Consider the following 19,322-nt stretch of genomic DNA (forward strand, 5'->3'; position numbering starts at 1 on the left):
TCGAGGGAATATGGCACCCGGAGGTTTGTCGATCACCCAGCGTAGTCGGGTACCGCTGTTGCCGTGACTACCGGATCAGGTCCCAGCCGTCGACGGAGTCGGGGGTACGGGGTTCGGGCCCGGTGTAGAGGGCGGCGGGGCGTACCAGCTTGCCTAGGCGCTTCTGCTCGAGGATGTGCGCGCACCAGCCGGCGGTACGTCCGCAGGTGAACATCGCGGGCATCATGTGCGCGGGTACCTCGGCGAAGTCCAGAATCACCGCGGCCCAGAACTCCACGTTGGTCTCGATGGCTCGATCGGGGCGGCGCTCACGCAGTTCGGTCAGCGCGGCCTGCTCGAGTGCAGCGGCAACCTCGTAGCGAGGTGCGTTCAAGCGCTTGGCGGTGGCGCGCAGTACGCGGGCGCGGGGGTCCTCGGCGCGGTAGACGCGGTGTCCGAAGCCCATGAGCTTTTCCTTGCGGTCGAGGATGCCGGTGATCAGCGCGCGTGCGTCGCCGGTCTTTTCGACTTCTTCGATCATCGGCAGCACGCGGGCGGGCGCACCGCCGTGCAGCGGCCCGGACATCGCACCGATGGCACCGGAGAGGCAGGCTGCGACATCGGCGCCGGTCGAGGCGATCACGCGGGCGGTGAAGGTCGACGCATTCATGCCGTGTTCGGCAGCCGAGACCCAGTAGGCGTCGATGGCCGCGACGTGAGCGGGGTCGGGTTCGCCCTTCCACCGGACCATGAAGCGTTCGGTGACGGTGGAGGCCTGATCGATGCGGCTCTGTGGGACGGCGGGCTGGTAGATACCGCGAGCGGACTGGGCAACGTAGGACAGTGCCATCACCGACGCGCGGGCGAGGTTGTCTCGTGCGGTGGTGTCGTCGATGTCGAGCAGGGGCTGGTATCCCCAGATGGGCGCGAGCATCGCCAAGCCGGCCTGGACGTCGACGCGGACGTCGCCGGTGTGGATGGGGAGGGGGAAGGGTTCTGCCGGGGGCAGGCCGCGGCCGAATGCGCCGTCGACGAGCAGTGCCCACACATCGCCGAAGGTGACGTTCTGCGCGACGAGTTCTTCGATGTCGACGCCGCGGTAGCGCAGTGCGCCGCCGTCCTTGTCGGGCTCGGCGATGTCGGAGGTGAAGGCGACCACACCTTCGAGGCCGGGGACGAAATCCTCGGGAACGTGTTGAACAGCCATGGCCTGTGGACTCCCTCGTCGCGTTTGCGCCCGGCTCTGCGCCGCATCCGGGCGTACTGTGCCAGAACCATAGCGATCACGTACGCGGGAGTAGCGTCTGGGTTCGTGTCTGCAGATGAACAGCGACTGGCGAACATGCGGGTGGACTACGGCGAGCCCGAAGACCTCGATGTCGACGCTCTGGCCGGTGGGTGGTTCCCGCTCGCGCAGCAGTGGTTGGCCGACGCGGTGGCAGCCGATCTGCCCGAGCCCAACGCCATCGTGTTGGGAACCGTCGACGAGGCGGGCAGGCCCGCCACTCGCACCGTGCTGTGCAAGGGCCTCGACGCGGACGGCGTGGTGTTCTACACCAATTACGACTCGGACAAGGGCCGCGCTCTGACTGCCAATCCCTACGCGTCGGTGACCTTTCCGTGGATCGCCAGTGCCCGGCAACTCACCGTGCGCGGCTCGGTGGTCAAGGTCGACGCCGAGACCACCGAAACCTACTGGCGCACCAGGCCGCGTGGCTCCCAGCTGGGGGCGTGGGCGTCGGAACAGTCGCGACCCGTCGGCTCGCGAGAAGACCTGGCCGGCAAGCTGGCCGAGGTCACCGCAACGTTCGACGGCGTCGATGTACCGGTACCGCCGAACTGGGGCGGCTTTCGCGTCGAGCCCGAGACGGTCGAGTTCTGGCAGGGCCGAACCAGCCGTATGCACAACAGGATTCGTCTGACGGTGGCCAATGGTGTGATCGAGCGTCTGCAGCCGTGAGCGGATTGCGCGGCATTCTTGCCGATACGACACCGCTGAAGACTGCTGCCTATCGCCGGTTGTGGTTGGCGAACATCGTCACCGTCATCGGTGCCCAGCTGTCCATTGTCGCTGTGCCGCAACAGGTATTCCAGATTACGCAGAGCTCCGCCTACGTGGGGCTGACCGGAGTTTTCGCGCTGGTCCCGCTCATCGTCTTCGGACTGTGGGGCGGGGCACTGGCCGACGTGATGGACCGCAGAGCCCTGCTGATGATCACCACGTTCGGTCTGATCGGTACGTCGGGGTTGTTCTGGCTGCAGGCGCTTCTCGATCTGAACAATGTGTGGATCGTGTTGGTGCTGTTGGCAGTTCAGCAGGCGTTCTTTGCGGTGAACCAGCCGACCCGTAGCGCGATCCTGCCGCGGATTCTGCCGCCCGATCAGCTTCCCGCGGCGAACTCGCTGAACATGACGGTGTTCAACTTCGGAGCCATTGCGGGCCCCCTCAGTGCCGGCATCCTGATCTATTACATCGGGCTCGAAACCCTGTACCTGATCGACACCGTCTTTCTGTTCGCCACCTTGTGGGCGGTGGTTCGGCTGCCCGCCATCCCGCCTGTCACGAGCGGTCAGCGTGCCGGATTGCGTTCGGTCTTCGAGGGCTTCGCCTATCTCGCAACCCAGAAGGTGCTGCTGGCGTCATTCGTCGTGGACATCATCGCGATGGTGTTCGGTATGCCGCGCGCACTCTTTCCGCAGATCGCCCACGAAAGTTTCGGTGATCCGCTCTCGGGCGGGCCGGTGCTGGGCATGCTCTTCGCGGCGATGTCGGCAGGCGCTGTGGTCGGTGGGGTGTTCTCCGGCTGGCTTCCGCGCGTTCGGAGGCAGGGACTGGCCGTACTGATCTGCATCGTCGTCTGGGGTGCGTCGATGATCGGGTTCGGAGTCGCGGTCGGACTCGCCACGGACGGCGCGACGACCGTCGCCCTGTGGTTCGCGCTGGCGTTCCTGGCGCTCGGCGGCGGTGCCGACATGGTCTCGGCGGCGTTCCGCAGCACGATGCTGCAGACGGTCGCGACCGACGAGATGCGCGGCCGATTGCAAGGTGTGTTCATCGTCGTCGTCGCGGGAGGACCCCGCATCGGCGACGTGCTGCACGGTGCCGCAGCGGCCTCGGTGGGGACAGCGGCCGCCGCAGCGGGCGGTGGCGTGCTGGTCGTCATCGGTGTCTCGATTGCTGCGCTGGCACTTCCGGCATTCATTCGCTACCGAGTGGGTGCCGTAGTAAAGAATGGCTCTCATGGCTGAGGCACAGACGTACTCGTTGACGAGCGGCAAGTATCGGGCAGACATCGCTGCTGTCGGCGCAGGCCTGCGGGTGCTCGAGTACGACGGCTCACCGCTCACCGAAACGTGGGAGGCAGGCACCAAGCCCCCGCTCTCGGCGGGACTGGTGTTGGCCCCGTGGCCCAATCGCACGGCCGACGGGACGTTCACGTTCGAAGGCGTCGAGCATCGGTTGGAGATCTCCGAGCCGTCGCGTAACAACGCCAGCCACGGATTCGTCCGACGGACGGCGTGGAAGCTGGTCGACCACACCGACAGTCGTGTCGAGCAAAGCGTGGACGTTGGGACCCATCAGGGCTGGCCGTTCTCGTTGACGGTGACCGTGGCGCACGAGCTGTCGGCGGAGGGCCTCACCGTGACCGCGTCGGCGACGAACACCGGTGATTCGGCCGCGCCGTACGGGATGGGTTTCCACACCTACGTCCGCGTGGGGGATGTGCCGCTCGACGAGTGCACGCTCGAGTTCTCGGCCGGCACCCGGCTGCCGCTGGACCCGGTTCGTAATCTGCCCGTGGGTAATTCGGTGCCGACGGCCGATACCGAGTACGACTTCCGAGTACCGCGCACACTGCAGGGCGTGCAGTTGGACACCCCGTTCAGTGCGTCGCTGCCCGACGGCGACGGCCGTGCGAACCATGTTCTGCGGGGTCCCGACGGCACCGCGACCGTGTTGTGGACCGATGCGAGCTTCGGTTGGGTGCAGGTGTTCACCGCCGATCCGGCCAACGATCAGGCCTATCCGGACCGGGGCCGGGCGCTGGCGATCGAACCGATGACGTGCCCGCCCGATGCGTTGAACTCCGAGATCGATCTGATCGTGCTGGGGCCGGGGCAAACCTGGTCGGGCACCTGGGGAATGAGGTACGAGAAGTGACGATTCTGGTGTGCGGCGAGGCATTGGTCGATCTGGTTCCGGTGCACGAAGGACCGTTGCTCTCACCCAAACTCGGCGGCGGACCGTTCAACGTCGCCATCTCGATCGGACGACTGGGTTCGCCGGTCGCGTATCTCTCGCGCATCTCGCGTGATTCGTTCGGCGAGCAGATCCTGGCGAGTCTGCGCGATGCAGGCGTCGACATCTCGTGGGTGCAGCGCGGCGACGAGCCGACGACGTTGGCAATGACCACCCTTGCCGAGGACGGCAGCGCCGAGTACTCGTTCTACGCCGACGGCACCGCCGATCGCCTCGTCGCCGATCCCGGTGATCTGCCCGACGAGATCAGCGTTCTCTCGTTCGGCACGTTGTCTCTGCTCTACGAGCCCGGTGCGTCGATGTACGCGGGCTTATTGCACCGAGCGCGGGCGGCAGGCAAGCTCACGATGCTCGACCCCAACATCCGTCCGGCCGCCATCGACAGCACCAGTGGGGACATCACCGCCGACGGCTTCCGCGACCGCTTTCGCTCGTGGCTGCCGAGCATCGACATCTTGAAGGTGTCCGAGGACGACTCGTACTGGTTGGGCCTGGGAACCCAGGGCACCACCGTCGACGATTGGCTCGCGGCGGGCGTCACCGCAGTGGTCATGACCCGCGGCGGCGACGGTATTTCCGTCTTCACTGCAGCCGACGAGACGTCGGTTCCCGGAGTGGCCGTCGACGTGGTCGACACGATCGGCGCTGGTGACACCGTCCACGGCGCGCTGCTGAGCTTTCTTCAGAAGGAGAGCATTATCACATCGAACGCGGTGAAAGAGATGAGCAAGCAAGATTGGCAACACGCGCTCGAGTTCGCCGCGAAGGCAGCAGCGATCACGGTTTCACGACCCGGTGCCGACCCTCCGTGGGCGTCCGAGGCGTCGAGAGACTAGTTTCACTATCGACGTTAGATCTGTCCGTTTTAAGTACGTGTCCGTTACACGAGTTCGAGAGGGACCATTCGTGCCCGCTGAGAATGACGCCAAAGCCACCCTCACCTATCCCGGTGGCGAATACTCCATGTCGATTGCCGAGGCTTCCGAAGGCAACAACGGCATCGAGCTGGGAAAGTTGCTGGCTACCACCGGTTATACGACGTTGGACGGCGGGTTCGTCAATACCGCGTCCACCAAGTCGGCCATCACCTACATCGACGGTGACGCGGGCATCCTGCGGTACCGCGGGTACCCGATCGAGCAGCTCGCGGGCAAGTCGTCGTTCATCGAGGTCAGCTACCTGCTGATCTACGGGGAGCTGCCGTCCGCGGATGAGCTCGAGACGTTCACCGACCGCATCCGTCGCCACACGCTGCTGCACGAGGACCTCAAGCGGTTCTTCGACGGCTTCCCGCGCAACGCGCACCCGATGCCGGTGCTGTCCAGCGCGGTCAACGCACTGTCGGCGTACTACCAGGATTCGCTCGAGCCCAACGATCCCGAACAGGTCGAGCTCTCCACGATTCGCCTGCTGGCGAAGTTGCCGACCATCGCGGCCTACGCCTACAAGAAGTCGGTCGGTCAGCCGTTCCTGTACCCGGACAACTCGAAGAGCCTGGTCGAGAACTTCCTGCGCATGACATTCGGTTTCCCCGCCGAGCCGTACGAGGTCGATCCCGAGATCGTCAAGGCACTCGACATGCTGCTCATCCTGCACGCCGACCACGAGCAGAACTGCTCCACGTCGACGGTCCGCCTCGTCGGATCCTCGCAGGCCAACCTCTTCACCTCGATCTCCGGCGGCATCAACGCACTGTGGGGCCCGCTGCACGGCGGAGCCAACCAGGCCGTACTCGAGATGCTCGACAAGATCAAGGCCGAGGGCGGCGACGCCACCGACTTCCTGCGTCGAGTGAAGAACAAGGAAGACGGCGTCAAGCTCATGGGCTTCGGACACCGGGTGTACAAGAACTTCGATCCGCGCGCGACGCTGGTCAAGGAAACTGCGCACACCATCCTCGGCAAGCTGGGCAACGGCGATGAGCTGCTCGAGATCGCCCTCAAGCTCGAAGAGACCGCGCTGACCGACGACTACTTCGTCGAGCGCAAGCTCTACCCCAACGTGGACTTCTACACCGGCCTGATCTACCGCGCGATGGGCTTCCCGCCGCGCATGTTCACGGTGCTGTTCGCGATGGGCCGTCTCCCCGGCTGGATCGCGCACTGGCGTGAGCAGAACGAGGACACCACCGGCAAGATCGGCCGCCCGCGCCAGATCTACACCGGCTACACCGAGCGCGACTACCAGGACGTCAGCTCCCGCTAGCTTTCGCTTCACAACAACGCCGCCGAGCCCATCAGGGTTCGGCGGCGTTGTCGTGTGGTGTCCGTATCCCGCCGACTTCGCAGTTACGCGGGCGATATGGCCGGTTTCGGCTGCACAAGTGCGATCTCGGTGCGTTCCGGCCGAGTTCGCAGCGCCGAACTCGACGTTATGTACGGTTTTCGGCCGGGATCTATCCCTGGCTTCGAGTTCGCGGCCGGAGTTCGATCTCGGCGTGCGCGATGAACCACTGCTCCCATTGCTCGGAGGTCCATCCGCGCTCACGGGTCAATCTCAGCCACACCGAGCGAGCCGTGAGCAACCACATGGCGTCGACCATCGCGTCCGGCGGAGGGCTGTCGAGGATCAGCCCGGCTGCCCACCGGTTCTCGTCCCATCGAGTCTCTTCTCGGACAGAAAGTCGTTGCGCAGCAACAGGGTCCACCACTGCGGCCTCGTCGAGCACATGTTGGATCGCCGCGGATCGTTCGTGGGCCCCGCGGAGCCAGGCCGCGCCCGCGGCGAGTCGCTCCTCGAACGTTCCCGTGCCCATCTTCTCGTAGTTCGGCATCTCGCGGACGGGAGAGTTCAGGCCGTTCGAGAGCGCACTGTCGATACATCCGTCCAACAATGCGAGCTTTCCGTCGAATTGTTGGTAGACGGTCTGCCGGGTCAAACCGGCTGCAGATGCGACGTCGGCCATGGTGGTGGCGACCCAGCCCCGGTTCAGGAACATCGTGTGCGCAGCGTCGATCACTGCCGCGCGGTTGAGTCGAGCGCGCTCGGTGCGTACGTCCGACGAGTAGGTCCTGGCCATGAAATGCAGTCTAGACAGAATTCAAATTACGCTGTGTAATGTCAATTATGAACGAATACTTCTTCCCGACTCGTCTCGGTCGGTTGCATGTTCGGGTGACAGGCACGGGACCACCGGTTGTGTTGTGGCACAGCATGTTCGTCGACTCCTCGAGCTGGGATCGCGTCGTGCCGATGTTGGCTGCCAGTCGGACTCTGCACCTGGTCGACGCCCCATCCTGTGGCTCGAGCGATCCGTTGAGCAAAGCTGCCGACATCTCTACGTGTGCTGATGCTGCTGTCGAACTACTCGAGGAGATGCAGCGCCGATGGGGATTCGACAGCGTCGATTGGGTCGGAAATGCGTGGGGTGGTCATGTCGGTCTGGAGGTGGCCGCGCGGCGGCCGGACCTGATCGCCACCCTCGTCGCAATCAGCGCGCCGACGCATCCGATCGACACGGCGTTGCGTCGTAAGGTCCGGATGTTGTTGCCACTCTTTTGCCTCGTCGGTCTTCGCGGTCCGGTCCGATCGGCGATCGAGGACACGATCTTCACCGATCACACCCGAGCTCACGACCCCGAGGCCATACGGTTGCTGCGTGACGCGATCGGGCGTGCAGGCCGTCGGGCGACCGCAGTGGCCATCGAGACTGCGATTCTCAATCGGACGGACCTGATGTGGGCGGCGAGGGCATTGACGTGCCCCACGCTGTTCGTCACCACCGACGACCGGGGTGAGTGGACGCCGGAGGAGGCGCGCGCCGTCGTGGCGACGATGGCGGATGCGCGCGAGGTGACGGTCCTTGGTGCGCGGGTGATTCCGGCGTTGGAGCAGCCCGAGCAGTTGGCCGACATCGTCACAGAATTCTGGTCGATGAATGCAGACGTTCGCCGAGCTCGAAGATAGGGACGATTTACGGCGGAATGTCGTCCACAACTTCGAGTTCGCGGCACCGTCAGGCGTCGAAGTGCTTGCGGTTCTTCAATACCGGCAGAGTTTTGCGCACAGCGTCGACCAGTTCGGTATGGATGTCGATGGTCAGCATGCCGGGCGTGGCGTCGAGCTGCCCGAGGATTTCGCCGGTGGGGGAGCAGACGACGCTGTGGCCCACACCCAGGGGGGCATTTCCCTTGGCGGCAGCAGGTTCGGCCTGATCGCAGGCCGCGATGAAGGTGGTCGAATCCAACGCGCGTGCGCGGGCGAGCAGGGTCCACTGATCGATTTTTCCGTCGCCCGATCCCCACGACGCCGGGACGACGATCAGTTCCGCGCCGAGGTCGCCGAGTTTCTGGAACAGTGCTGGGAATCGAATGTCGTAGCAGGTCGCGAAGCCCACTCGAACCCCAGAGATGTCGACCACCAGTGGGTCCGAACCCGGTGCGACGGTATCGGATTCGGCAAATCCGAAGGCGTCGAAGAGGTGGATCTTGTCGTAACTCGCATCGATGCCGGGGCCGGTGACGAGCAGGGTGTTGGTCACTCGTTCGTCTGCGGCGGGAGTGAACATCCCGGCGACGACGGTGATGCCGGCGTCGGCCGCGATGGAACGCACCGCGTTGGCCCAGTCACCGTCGAGGGGCTGTGCGAACTTTCGGATGGGTCCGCCGAAGCAGCGCATCATGGCCTCCGGGAACACGACGAGGTCCGAGCCGGCCTCCGCCGCGGCACGGGTGTGGGTCTCGACGAGTTCGAGGTTCTCGGTGGGGTCGTCGCCACTGGTGATCTGGGCGAGGCTGATACGGATCGTGTCGCTCATGCACTACATCGTAGGCTCCGAGCAGATGACGTCTCTGACCAGCGGATACGGGCCAATTGCGGGTACCAGCGCCCGTCGGCACCCGTCTACGACGTAAAGTCGTGTTGGTTATATGCCCAGAGCACCACAGTCGGCGTCGGCGGGCCGGCATCAACCGCAGGAGACTTCAGTGACGAAGCCAGTGATCGAATTTCAGGCCGGACCGGCACCCTTGGACTTGGTGGCGGTCGACCTCGTCGAGGGTGACGGCGCAGAGGCAGTAGCAGGCGGCACCGTCGAGGTGCACTACGTCGGCGTCGAGTTCGACTCGGGTGAAGAGTTCGACTCGTCCTGGAACCGCGGAGAATCCATTCAGTTCCCGCTGCAGGGTCTGATCCAGGGCTGGCAGGACGGCATCCCCGGAATGAAGGTCGGCGGACGTCGCCAGCTCACCATCCCGCCGGAGCTCGCATACGGCCCGGCCGGCGCGGGTCACCGCCTCTCCGGCAAGACCCTCGTGTTCGTCATCGACCTGCTCGACGTCAAGTAACACCAGCGCATCAAATAACAGCAACGCGTCAGGTAACAGCAGCGCGTCGTACTCGCTCGGCTTCGCGGGTTGCCGAGGCATTCGCCGTTCCGCCTCGGGAACCTGCCAGCTTGGCCGCAATGTGTTCGGCCACGGTCACCGGTTCATACCCGGGCGCTGCGCCGGGTTCGATGCACGACGCCAACGGCGCGATCACAGCGTCGAGGTTGCCGTCGTGAAAGAAGGCAGCAGATCGCCTGCGTTGGATGGTTCCGCCCGATACCGGTGGCCGCACGCGATGCAGCGTCGACATCCAGCGATCGTTGGTCAATCGGGCTGGCAGATCACCCAGATTCACCAGCAACGCGCCCTCGGCAGGCTGCACGTCGTGCCACAGCCGGTCGGCACCGAGGACCTGTAGGCCGGGTACCCGATCGGCCCAGAGCACCGTCACCAATCCGTAGTCGGTGTGCTCGCTCATCCCGGTGAGCTCGCGCTCCGGTACGGCGGTGCCCGGATCGAGTGCGTAATTGTTCATCCGCAGCGTGTCGAGAGACCGGTCGGTGATGCGTGAGAACAGGTTCGGCGATTCCCCGAGAGCGTCGGCGAAGGCCCCGGTCAGTGTCCGTGCCACTCGGCCAGCTTCGGCGAAATACCTCTCGACGGGCTGCCGGAACGCGGCCGATTCGGGCCAGGTGTTCGGTGCACCGGTGCCCACGTTGAAGGCCTCGAAGTAGTCGTTCATGCCCGATGCCGAATCGAGCCCGAGGCTCAGGCTCAGAGTTTCGCTCTTCGGGGCGGTGTAGCCGCGGTTGAGCTCGGGCGGGCAGATGTAGGCGGATTTCTGCGCTGGGTCGAGACCGAAGAACGAATCCATCGCCGACGCGAGCCCGCCAACTATCTCGTCCGGAATGCCGTGGCCGACGATCTGCATGAAACCGACTGTGCTGCAAGCACGGTCGATCTGCGACGCCACTCCCCGGCGGGCGATCATATCTGCGTCCGGTGAGCGCTCGTCCAGCGCGTACGGCGAGATGTCGACGATGGGGACAGTGAAATCCGATGTCGAGTGCACGATCCCATACTCCTCGCATCGGGTTATCCCGCGGATTTCTTTCGTGTAACGAGTGCCGCAATCTAGCGGATCTGCAACTCCATCACCAGGCGCGCCCCGCCCAGTGGACTGTCGGTGAAATACACACGGCCACCGTGTAACTCGGCCTGTTGCGCAACCAAGGCCAGGCCGAGGCCCGAACCACCTTTGGCTGCCCGGGTGCCGCGCTCGAAGCGGCCGAACACCGATTCCCGTTCCTCTACCGGTACCCCGCATCCGTTGTCGTCGATCAGAACGCGCACCGTGGTGTCCACCCGTTCGGCGGTGATGACGATCGAGGTGGCGTTGCCGTGCCGGACGGCATTACCGATCACGTTGTCCACGGCCAGTCGTAGACCGGTCGGTAGTGCGCGCATGGTGATCTCGGAGTCGGGAGCGGACTCCACTCGAATGTCGAGTTCGGGGTGCAGTCTCTGCGCGTCCTGGGCGGCGACGTCGCAGATGTCGATGATGTCGGTCTCGACTCTGTCGCCCTCACTGGACAGTTCGCCCGACGCCAGTCGTTCCAGGGCGGTCAGCGTCGTCTCCACCCGTCCCTGTGTTCGTTCCAGGTCACCGAGAATTTCCTGTTGCTGCGCCGGCTCGAGGTCCAGCGTTCGCAGCACCTCGATGTCGGTGCGCATCGCTGTGAGCGGCGTGCGCAGTTCATGTGCGGACACCGCCGCGAAGTCGCGTGCGGTGTCGAGTGCGGCATTGGTGCGGTCCTGCGCCTCGTTGAGTCTGGTGAGCATGTCTCCGATCGCCACCGCGAGGGCGTCGGCCTCGGTGACGCCGCTGCGGGTCGCGGGAGCGGTCGGTGGCTGCGCGCTGACCTGCCGGGTCAACGTCACCAGTGGCCGGACGGCTCGACCGCCGAACAGCCAGCCCAGGCCCGTGGACACCGCGATCGCACCCAGCCCCAGCATCAGCACCTGTTTTTGTTGCTCGTCGGTCACCTGTTGCGCTTCGAGTGCCGGCACGCCGATCGAAATGGAGATGGTGGACACGATGGTCGATACCGCTGTGTAGACCCGGAACCGTTGGCCGTCCACGTCGACGGTCTGCGATCCGGTGTCCAGCGCGGGCAGCCGCGTCGGCGTGGATGCGACCACGATGTCTCCGCTGCGAATGGTGACGGCGAACGCCCCGGAGAGTTGATCTATGAAGGCCTCCAGCGTCGACGAGTTGGGGACCAGTACCTGCGATGCCGTCGTCAACCGTTCGTCGAGTTGGTTGACGTTGTTGCGCGAGATGGCAACCGAGGTGACCACCGCGAGGGCGGCGACCACGAGGGTGGCACCGAGGGCCGTCGCAGCAGCGACGCGGGCGCGCAGCGAGAAGCTCATGCGGATTCTCGGACGACGAACCCAACGCCGCGGACGGTGTGCAGGATGCGGGGCGACCCATCGGATTCGAGCTTTCGACGCAGGTAGCCGACGAACACGTCGACGACGTTGGTGTCGGCGACGAAGTCGTAGCCCCACACCAGTTCGAGCAATCGCTCCCGGGTGAGGACGACGCCTTTGTTCCGCGCCAGGATTGCCAACAGCTCGAATTCACGTTTGGTCAGATCGATGTCCACTCCGCCGCGATGCACGCGGTAGCCGGGAATATCGACGACGAGGGTGCCGATGGCTACCGCCGAGTTGGGCGCACCTGAGTCTGCAACGGGTACAACGGGATTGGTGCCGCGTCGACGCAGCATGGCACGAATCCTGGCAACGAGTTCGGCCAGTACGAACGGCTTGGTGAGGTAGTCGTCGGCACCGGATTCGAGGCCGGCGATGCGATCGTCCACCGAACTGCGGGCACTGAGCACGCAGATGGGAATGTCGTTGCCCATCGCACGCAGCGCAGTCACCACGCTGGCTCCGTCGAGCACCGGCATGTTGATGTCGAGCACGATCGCGTCGGGTGACGTCCTGGACACCACACCGAGCGCCTCGGCTCCGTCGGACGCGGTGATGACGGTGAACCCGGACAGGCGCAGTCCGCGTTGCAGCGACGACAACACATCGGCGTCGTCGTCCACGACGAGGACGGTGGCGGGTTTGCTCGACGATTCGGTCACCGGTCCAATGCTAGGCAACCCAACTGTCGACGGTGCTGCGACGCTCCTCGGGTGTCTTGGCGAAGAATTCCTCGAGCGCACTGCGGCGGCTGGTGTCGGCATCGAGCGACCACGCGAGCGCTGGTGCCTTGGCATAGAGCTGCTCGTAGTACTTCTCGAAGGTGCAGGTGCTGTTCACCAAGGAAAGAGCGCCGGGGAAGGGGCGGGTGTTCGTCATGGTGTTCTCCTTGTCTCTTCTGTGTTTCCCAAGCTAGAGGCCCATGTTGCGGCCTTGGTGAGTCGTCGTTGGCGATTCTCTGAGAATCAGAATTAAGAGCCGGGGATTGCTCGGGGCGGGGGTGGGTAAGACTGGATCCATGTCGCTCGTATGGTTTCGCCGTGATCTCCGTCTGGGGGATCTACCCACCCTCACCGCCGCCGCCGAATCCGGTGATCCCGTACTGGGGCTGTTCGTGCTCGACGATCGGTTGCTGAAGCCCTCCGGCGGGCCGCGGAAGGACTTTCTGTTCAGGTCACTCGAGGCACTGAACGAGCAACTCGACGGTCGGTTGATGGTGGTGCACGGCGACCCCGCGACGGTGGTACCGAAGGTGGCGAAGGCGATCGACGCCGACGAGGTCCACATCAGTGCCGACTACGGTCCGTACGGACGCGAGCGAGACAAGCATGTGGGCGAGAAGGTCACGTTGGTCGAGACCGGTTCGCCGTATGCCGTTGCGCCCGGGCGGATCACCAAGAACGACGGCGAACCGTACAAGGTGTTCACGCCGTATTCGCGTCAGTGGATGGAACACGGCTGGCGCGGACCGGCCGATACTTCTGCGAAAACCGTGAAGTGGATCGACCCGGACGACGTGAAAGGCGTGCAGCGCGCGACGGTTCCGAGCGAGAAGGAGACGTCCGATGCCGATGCAGGCGAGAAGGCCGCGCTGGCGCAGTGGAAGGACTTTCTCGACGAGGTCTCGAAGTACGACGACGAACGCAACCGCCCCGATCTGGATTCGACGAGCCGGATGTCGGTGCACCTGAAGTACGGAACCATTCATCCGCGAACCATGTTGGCGGACTTGGGCAAGCTTCGCAGTGAGGGTTCGGCGTCGTACCGCCGGCAGATCTGCTGGCGAGACTTCTACGCAGACATACTCTTTCAGCGACCCGACAGTGCCCGGGAGAACTACGTCAAGAAGTTCGACGCGATCGAACTGGACTCCGGCAAGCACGCCGACGAATTGTTCGATGCTTGGTGCAAGGGTGAGACGGGCTTCCCGATCGTCGATGCCGGTATGCGCCAGCTGAACTCGGAGAAGTGGATGCACAACCGAGTCCGCATGATCGTGGCGTCGTTCCTCGTCAAGGATCTGCACCTGCCGTGGTGGCGGGGAGCGCGCTACTTCATGCAGCATCTCGTCGACGGCGATCTGGCCAACAATCAGCACGGTTGGCAGTGGACGGCGGGAACCGGTACCGACGCCTCGCCGTACTTCCGGGTGTTCAATCCGATCACGCAGGGCGAGAAGTTCGACCCCACCGGCGACTACGTTCGGCGCTGGGTGCCCGAGCTTCGCGGTGAAGAAGGGAAAGCCGTCCACACGTTGAAGTTCGGCAGACCCAAGGACTACGTGGAGCCGATCGTCGACCACAAGCACGAGCGTGAAGTGGCGATCGCCCGGTTCAAGGCGCTCTAACGTTTGCGGGACAACCCGACTCCCACCAGGCAGATCACTCCGCCGACCACGGCGAGGTAATGCGGAACTTCGCCCAGTAGCAGCCAGGCGAGAGTGATGGTGATCGGCGGCACGGCGTAGGTGGTGATGCCGAGCTTGCCGGCGTTCATGCGGGTCAACGCGTAGGCCCAGGTGCTGAACGCGAGTGCGGTCGGCACCAGGCCTAGATAGATCAGTCCGCCGGTGGCTCCGGCCGAGGCGGTCGACAGATCTCCCAGTAGGGCCGGGGCGAAGGGAAGCGTGCAGACCGCGCCGATGGTGCATGCCATCCACGTGACCTGGAGTCCCGGAATCGTTCGTAGCACGGGCTTTTGGCTGAGCACGCCGATCGCGTAGGTCACCGCGGACACCAGACACAGCGCGATACCGAGGAAGTCGGCGTCGGTTCTGGTGGTCGAGGTGGTGGTGACTGCCGTGACGACGCCGACCATGACCGCTCCGGCGAACGCGATCCCCGCTCCTATCACCAGCCACTTCGGAAACCCCTCGCCCAGAAGCAGACCCGCGAACAGGGCAACCAGAATCGGTCCGATCTGAATGATCATCGACGTCGTTCCGGCGTCCACGCGTTGCTCGGCGGCGTTCAGCGAGACGTTGTAGATGCCGAACCAGAACACGCCGATGCTGATGATCTGCAGCCACTGTGTTCGGTTCGGCTTGACCCATTGCCTCCTGATCGCCACGATCGCACCGAGTGCGATCGATCCGATCAACAGCCGGCCCAGGGCCAGCGGGCCGGCACCGAACGATTCGCCGACGCCGCGAATCGCGACGAAGGCCGAGGCCCACGAAATCACCGTGACGGTGACCGCGCCGAGGGCGAGCCAATCCACGCTCGGGCGGCTGTCGAGATCTGTCATGCCGATGACGCTATCGCGTGGGAGAGCCCGCTGGCGCGCGGATTTCGGCCATGGTTGCTCCGATTCCCGCCTATCTGCGTAGCAGCTTCTCCAGAGCATCGAGGACTGCCGGATCCTCGATGGTCGACGGCACACCGTACTCCTCGCCCGCGACGATCTGACGCATGGTCTTCCGCAGGATCTTGCCCGATCGGGTCTTCGGCAGGGCTCCGACGATCGTCACGTCGCGGAACGTCGCGAGTGCGCCGATCTGGTCGCGGACCATGGCCACCAGTTCGGTACGCAGCTGCTCCTCGGAGATGTTCTCGCCGGCCTTGAGGACCACGTACCCGCTGGGCCGCTGGCCCTTCAGGTCGTCGTGAATGCCGATGACGGCGCATTCGGCGACGGCAGGGTGGCCCGCCAATACCGCCTCCATGGAGCCGGTGGACAGTCGGTGCCCGGCGACATTGATGACGTCGTCGCTGCGGCCGAGTACGTAGACATACCCGTCGGCGTCGATGTATCCGGAATCACCGGTGAGGTAGTAGCCGGGGAACGTGTCGAGATACGAACGCTGGAAGCGTGATTCGTCGTTCCACAAGCCGACGAGCGCGCCGGGTGGAAGTGGCAGCTGCACCACGATGTTGCCCTCGGTGCCCGCATCCACGGGATTGCCAGAGGCGTCGAGAATACCGACCTGGAATCCCGGTACCGGTACCGTCGGCGATCCGGGTTTGATCGGAAGTGGCTCCAGGCCGCGAAGATTGGCGCAGATCGCCCACCCGGTCTCGGTCTGCCACCAATGGTCGACGACGGGCCGATCGAGTGTGCGCGAAATCCATTCGTAGGTATCGGGATCGAGGCGCTCGCCGGCGACGAACAAGGTCTCGAGTGAGGAGGTGTCGTATTTCTCCAGCTCGACGGCGTGGGGATCGACCTTACGAATGGCTCGTAGTGCCGTCGGTGCAGTGAACAGGGCCCGCACACCGTGATCCTGAATCACTCGCCAGAATGCGCCGGCATCGGGGGTGCCGACGGGCTTACCTTCGTAGAGAACCGTTGTGGCACCGGCGAACAGGGGCGCGTAGACGATGTACGAATGTCCGACGACCCAGCCCACATCGGACGCCGTCCACATCACCTGCCCTGCCCCAACGTCGTAGATGTTGCGCATCGACCACGTCAGTGCGACGGCATGACCACCGTTGTCGCGCACCACGCCCTTGGGCTTCCCGGTGGTTCCCGAGGTGTAGAGGATGTACAGCGGATCGGTGGCCAGGACCGAAACCGGTTGTGCTGCGGTGGCATCGGCGACGAGGGTGTCCCAGTCGAGCCATTCGTGGTCGCCGGGAATGCCCTCGCGCCCTTTCACGATCACTGTCGGTGTGTTCGCCGTCGTCAGCGTCAGGGCGCGCTGCACCAACGGCAGATACTCGATGACCCGGCCCGGCTCGAAGCCACCGCTCGCGGTGATCAACAGCACCGGCTCGGCGTCGTCGATTCGGGCCGCGAGTTCTTTGGCGGCAAATCCGCCGAACACCACCGAGTGCACCGCGCCGAGCCTGGCGCACGCGAGCATCGCGATGACGGCCTCGGGGATCATCGGTAGGTAGATCACCACGCGGTCGCCCGGGCTTACGCCCTGCTCGCGCAGTACCCCGGCGAATCGGGCGACCTGGTCGAGCAATTCGGCATAGGTGTAGCTACGGGTGAGCCCGAGCATCGCGGAGTCGTAGATCAACGCGGTCCGGTCGCCGTTACCGGCCTGGACGTGCCGGTCGAGGGCGTTGAAACAGGTGTTCAGGCGGGCCCCGGGGAACCACTGCGAGCCGTCGAACGCGCTGGTGGGAGGGGTGTCCCAATCGACTCCCGCCGCGGCGTCCAGCCAGAATTCCTCGCGATTGTCGATGCTGCTGTCGAATGCCTGCCGATACTCGCCGCTCATGGGTTCGAGCGTAGTTCGAGGGTGCGAGGTCCGGGCCGGGTTGCACAGTACCGGCGACGACCGGCGGAATCCCGTCGATCGGCGGTCGTTGTGTGCACTGGTGCCCGAAGCGGCGTCAATATTCACAGCTGGGGCGTCAAGATTGCGTCAACACCTCTGTTCGACGCCACCACCCGGCGCAAGACTTCTTCTCATGACTCTTCTCGACATACTTCCGTCCCTCGGTGCCGCCTATGTCTCGCGGTGTGATCCAGCGCTGTGGCCCGCCGATACGCACTGTGTGTGCGGGCGCATCACCGTCGATGGCGTTGCGCTCGAGGATGTGGCCGACGCCGAGGGCACTCCGGTGCAGTGGGGCCGGATTCTGATCACGCGCGTGCGGTCGGTGATTGCCGGCGAGGTGGGCGTCGACGCCGAGTTCGGTGATCTATTGCAGGCCGTGGTGGTCAACCGGCATTCGGTAGGCGAGATGGTGAAGGTCGATGTGCACAGCCCTGGGCGTAGCTGCGTGAGTCCGGTCGAATTGCCCGCCGACTTACGGGCGGGCGACGTAGTAGCGCTCGTGACCTCGCAGGTGCACGGCGGAGCCTGCGGTCGTTCCGCAGGCTCCACTCCGGTCTCGTAGCAGGGGTCGAGTTCCACTCACATGGCGACCCCGAGAGTGCGGTAGCGGCCGAGTCTCGCACTCGTTCGAGCTGCCGCTTCGAGGGTCGACAGCTCGCGTAGTTCTTCGGCAACGGCGTCGGCGATGCGACCGGAGAACTCGGCCGGTTCGTCGGCCGCATCGGGATATTCGGGGACGATGGCGTCGACGATGCCGTCACGCAGCAGGTCGACCGACCGAATGCCCTGTGCCTCGGCCATGTCCGGGGCATGGGCGGTGTCGCGGTGCACGATGGCGCTGGCGCCCTCGGGTGGAAGCGGTGCGAGCCAGGCGTTCTGGGCACACAGGACCCGGTCGGCCGGCAGCAGCGCGAGCGCTCCGCCGCCGGTGCCCTGACCCAGTAGCACCGACACCGTCGGGGTGTTCACGGTGACCAGGTCCGAGATCGAACGGGCGATTTCGGGAGCCAGGCCGCCCTCCTCGGCTTCCTTGGACAGCGCTGCGCCGAATGTGTCGATGACGAGTACCAGGGGTAGTCGGAGTTCCTCGGCCAGGCGCATGCCGCGGCGAGCTTCGCGTAGTGCCGCCGGGCCCATCGTCGCTGTGGCGGTGCTGCTGCTTCGGTCGTTGCCGAACAGCACACACGAGACGCCGCGAATGCGGCACAGTGACAACAGGATCGACGTATCGGCCTCGCCTTGTCCGGTGCCGCTGAGCGGAACATGCTCGGTCGCAGTATGTTCGATCAGTTGCCGAATTCCAGGGCGGTCCGTGCGACGCGACGATTGCACCGAATGCCATGCCGATCGCGCCGGTATCTCGGCCTGTTCATCTTCTGTGAGATCGGGCCACGCTGTGGCGTCGAGCATCACTCGCAGCGTACGGATCAGCAAGTGGCGCAATTGATCGACCGGCACCACGCCGTCGATGACTCCGTGCTGGTACAGGTTCTCGGCGGTCTGTACGCCGTCGGGAAAGGGCTTGTCGTACAGGGCTCGATACACCCGCGGGCCGAGGAAGCCGATGAGGGCCTCGGGTTCGGCGACGGTGACGTGCGCCAGTGATCCCCAGGATGCGAACACCCCACCGGTCGTCGGATTGCGCAGGTACACCAGGTACGGCAGATGCGCCGCCTTGTGCGCGGTGACGGCGGCGGCGATCTTGACCATCTGCACGAACGCGAGAGTGCCCTCCTGCATTCGAGTTCCCCCAGAGGTGGGGGAGGCGATCAGCGGCACACCTTCGGCGGTCGCGCGTTCCACGGCCGATGTGATGCGCTCGGCCGCTGCGACCCCGATGGAGCCGGCGAGAAACGCGAACTCGCACGCGATGATCACCACGCGTCGGCCCTCGATGGTGCCCTCGCCCGTCACCACCGACTCGTCGACGCCGCTCTTCTCGCGTGCCGTGGCCAGGTCCTTGCGATATGACTCCCCGGGATGGACGTCGACCGGTGTGGTGTCCCAGGACACGAACGATCCGCCGTCGAGAACGGAGTCGAGAATCTCGGCGGCGGATGTCCGTGGGCTCATGGCGCGA

19 protein-coding genes are annotated in these 19,322 nt (G+C 64.9%); 9 read left to right on the plus strand and 10 right to left on the minus strand.

What is annotated here, in order from left to right; all coding sequences use genetic code 11:
• Positions 1–67: 67 nt before the first annotated feature.
• Positions 68–1,186 carry a citrate synthase 2 gene (locus ACFI9K_RS15785; RefSeq protein WP_462664370.1) on the minus strand — a complete coding sequence of 373 codons (1,119 nt, stop codon included), beginning with the start codon at positions 1,184–1,186 and terminating at the stop codon, positions 68–70.
• Between the two features lie 135 nt (positions 1,187–1,321).
• On the opposite strand from ACFI9K_RS15785, the gene pdxH reads away from it, so the two are divergent.
• The 5 genes from pdxH to ACFI9K_RS15810 all read left to right on the plus strand — a co-directional run bounded on the left by pdxH (position 1,322) and on the right by ACFI9K_RS15810 (position 6,445).
• On the plus strand, positions 1,322–1,939 hold the full coding sequence (gene pdxH / locus ACFI9K_RS15790; RefSeq protein ID WP_462664465.1) for a pyridoxamine 5'-phosphate oxidase: 618 nt from the start codon (positions 1,322–1,324) through the stop codon (positions 1,937–1,939).
• On the plus strand, positions 1,936–3,228 hold the full coding sequence (locus ACFI9K_RS15795) for an MFS transporter (RefSeq protein WP_462664371.1): 1,293 nt from the start codon (positions 1,936–1,938) through the stop codon (positions 3,226–3,228). Before pdxH ends, ACFI9K_RS15795 begins: the two co-directional genes overlap by 4 nt.
• Positions 3,212–4,141, plus strand: coding sequence for an aldose 1-epimerase family protein (locus ACFI9K_RS15800; protein WP_462664372.1), 930 nt, complete (start codon positions 3,212–3,214; stop codon positions 4,139–4,141). Before ACFI9K_RS15795 ends, ACFI9K_RS15800 begins: the two co-directional genes overlap by 17 nt.
• Positions 4,138–5,076 (plus strand): carbohydrate kinase family protein, encoded by a 939-nt coding sequence (locus ACFI9K_RS15805; protein WP_462664373.1) that lies wholly within the window; start codon positions 4,138–4,140, stop codon positions 5,074–5,076. Before ACFI9K_RS15800 ends, ACFI9K_RS15805 begins: the two co-directional genes overlap by 4 nt.
• 70 nt (positions 5,077–5,146) lie before the next feature.
• Positions 5,147–6,445, plus strand: coding sequence for a citrate synthase (locus tag ACFI9K_RS15810; protein ID WP_082521158.1), 1,299 nt, complete (start codon positions 5,147–5,149; stop codon positions 6,443–6,445).
• 190 nt (positions 6,446–6,635) lie between these two features.
• On the opposite strand, the gene ACFI9K_RS15815 is transcribed toward ACFI9K_RS15810, so the two are convergent.
• Positions 6,636–7,259 carry a TetR/AcrR family transcriptional regulator gene (locus ACFI9K_RS15815; RefSeq protein WP_462664374.1) on the minus strand — a complete coding sequence of 208 codons (624 nt, stop codon included), beginning with the start codon at positions 7,257–7,259 and terminating at the stop codon, positions 6,636–6,638.
• Positions 7,260–7,354: 95 nt separating this feature from the next.
• Here ACFI9K_RS15815 and ACFI9K_RS15820 point away from each other — a divergent pair, with 95 nt between their 5' ends.
• Entirely contained in the window at positions 7,355–8,146 is a 792-nt protein-coding gene (locus ACFI9K_RS15820) for an alpha/beta fold hydrolase (protein WP_462664375.1), read from the plus strand.
• Positions 8,147–8,195: 49 nt separating this feature from the next.
• Here the strand turns inward: ACFI9K_RS15820 and ACFI9K_RS15825 are convergent, their stop codons facing one another.
• The gene (locus ACFI9K_RS15825) at positions 8,196–8,996 is read right to left on the minus strand and encodes a carbon-nitrogen hydrolase family protein (RefSeq protein WP_462664376.1); all 801 of its coding nucleotides are present in this window, start codon (positions 8,994–8,996) and stop codon (positions 8,196–8,198) included.
• A gap of 169 nt (positions 8,997–9,165) precedes the next feature.
• Between ACFI9K_RS15825 and ACFI9K_RS15830 the strand changes: the two genes are divergently transcribed.
• Positions 9,166–9,525 (plus strand): FKBP-type peptidyl-prolyl cis-trans isomerase, encoded by a 360-nt coding sequence (locus tag ACFI9K_RS15830; protein WP_462664377.1) that lies wholly within the window; start codon positions 9,166–9,168, stop codon positions 9,523–9,525.
• Positions 9,526–9,553: 28 nt separating this feature from the next.
• Here the strand turns inward: ACFI9K_RS15830 and ACFI9K_RS15835 are convergent, their stop codons facing one another.
• From ACFI9K_RS15835 to ACFI9K_RS15850, 4 genes are all read right to left on the minus strand, one after another.
• A complete protein-coding gene (locus ACFI9K_RS15835; protein ID WP_462664378.1) occupies positions 9,554–10,579 on the minus strand; it encodes an isopenicillin N synthase family dioxygenase in 1,026 nt (341 codons plus the stop codon).
• A 62-nt stretch (positions 10,580–10,641) separates the two neighbouring features.
• Positions 10,642–11,943: a sensor histidine kinase gene (locus ACFI9K_RS15840; protein ID WP_462664379.1), complete on the minus strand. Its 1,302-nt coding sequence runs from the start codon at positions 11,941–11,943 to the stop codon at positions 10,642–10,644.
• Positions 11,940–12,668 carry a response regulator transcription factor gene (locus ACFI9K_RS15845; protein WP_462664380.1) on the minus strand — a complete coding sequence of 243 codons (729 nt, stop codon included), beginning with the start codon at positions 12,666–12,668 and terminating at the stop codon, positions 11,940–11,942. The genes ACFI9K_RS15840 and ACFI9K_RS15845 overlap by 4 nt, the downstream gene beginning before the upstream one ends.
• A 10-nt stretch (positions 12,669–12,678) precedes the next feature.
• Entirely contained in the window at positions 12,679–12,885 is a 207-nt protein-coding gene (locus tag ACFI9K_RS15850) for a hypothetical protein (RefSeq protein ID WP_462664381.1), read from the minus strand.
• A gap of 139 nt (positions 12,886–13,024) precedes the next feature.
• Here ACFI9K_RS15850 and ACFI9K_RS15855 point away from each other — a divergent pair, with 139 nt between their 5' ends.
• Positions 13,025–14,353 carry a cryptochrome/photolyase family protein gene (locus tag ACFI9K_RS15855; protein WP_462664382.1) on the plus strand — a complete coding sequence of 443 codons (1,329 nt, stop codon included), beginning with the start codon at positions 13,025–13,027 and terminating at the stop codon, positions 14,351–14,353.
• Here the strand turns inward: ACFI9K_RS15855 and ACFI9K_RS15860 are convergent.
• A complete protein-coding gene (locus ACFI9K_RS15860) occupies positions 14,350–15,252 on the minus strand; it encodes a DMT family transporter (RefSeq protein ID WP_462664383.1) in 903 nt (300 codons plus the stop codon). The genes ACFI9K_RS15855 and ACFI9K_RS15860 overlap by 4 nt on opposite strands.
• 70 nt (positions 15,253–15,322) lie before the next feature.
• Complete coding sequence (locus ACFI9K_RS15865; protein ID WP_462664384.1) at positions 15,323–17,179, minus strand: propionyl-CoA synthetase; 1,857 nt, start codon at positions 17,177–17,179, stop codon at positions 15,323–15,325.
• A gap of 193 nt (positions 17,180–17,372) precedes the next feature.
• On the opposite strand from ACFI9K_RS15865, the gene ACFI9K_RS15870 reads away from it, so the two are divergent.
• On the plus strand, positions 17,373–17,804 hold the full coding sequence (locus ACFI9K_RS15870; RefSeq protein ID WP_462664385.1) for a hypothetical protein: 432 nt from the start codon (positions 17,373–17,375) through the stop codon (positions 17,802–17,804).
• A gap of 17 nt (positions 17,805–17,821) precedes the next feature.
• On the opposite strand, the gene ACFI9K_RS15875 is transcribed toward ACFI9K_RS15870, so the two are convergent.
• The gene (locus tag ACFI9K_RS15875) at positions 17,822–19,315 is read right to left on the minus strand and encodes a carboxyl transferase domain-containing protein (protein ID WP_462664386.1); all 1,494 of its coding nucleotides are present in this window, start codon (positions 19,313–19,315) and stop codon (positions 17,822–17,824) included.
• Between the last annotated feature and the right edge of the window lie 7 nt (positions 19,316–19,322).

This window comes from Rhodococcus sp. PSi06, from assembly GCF_054960675.1.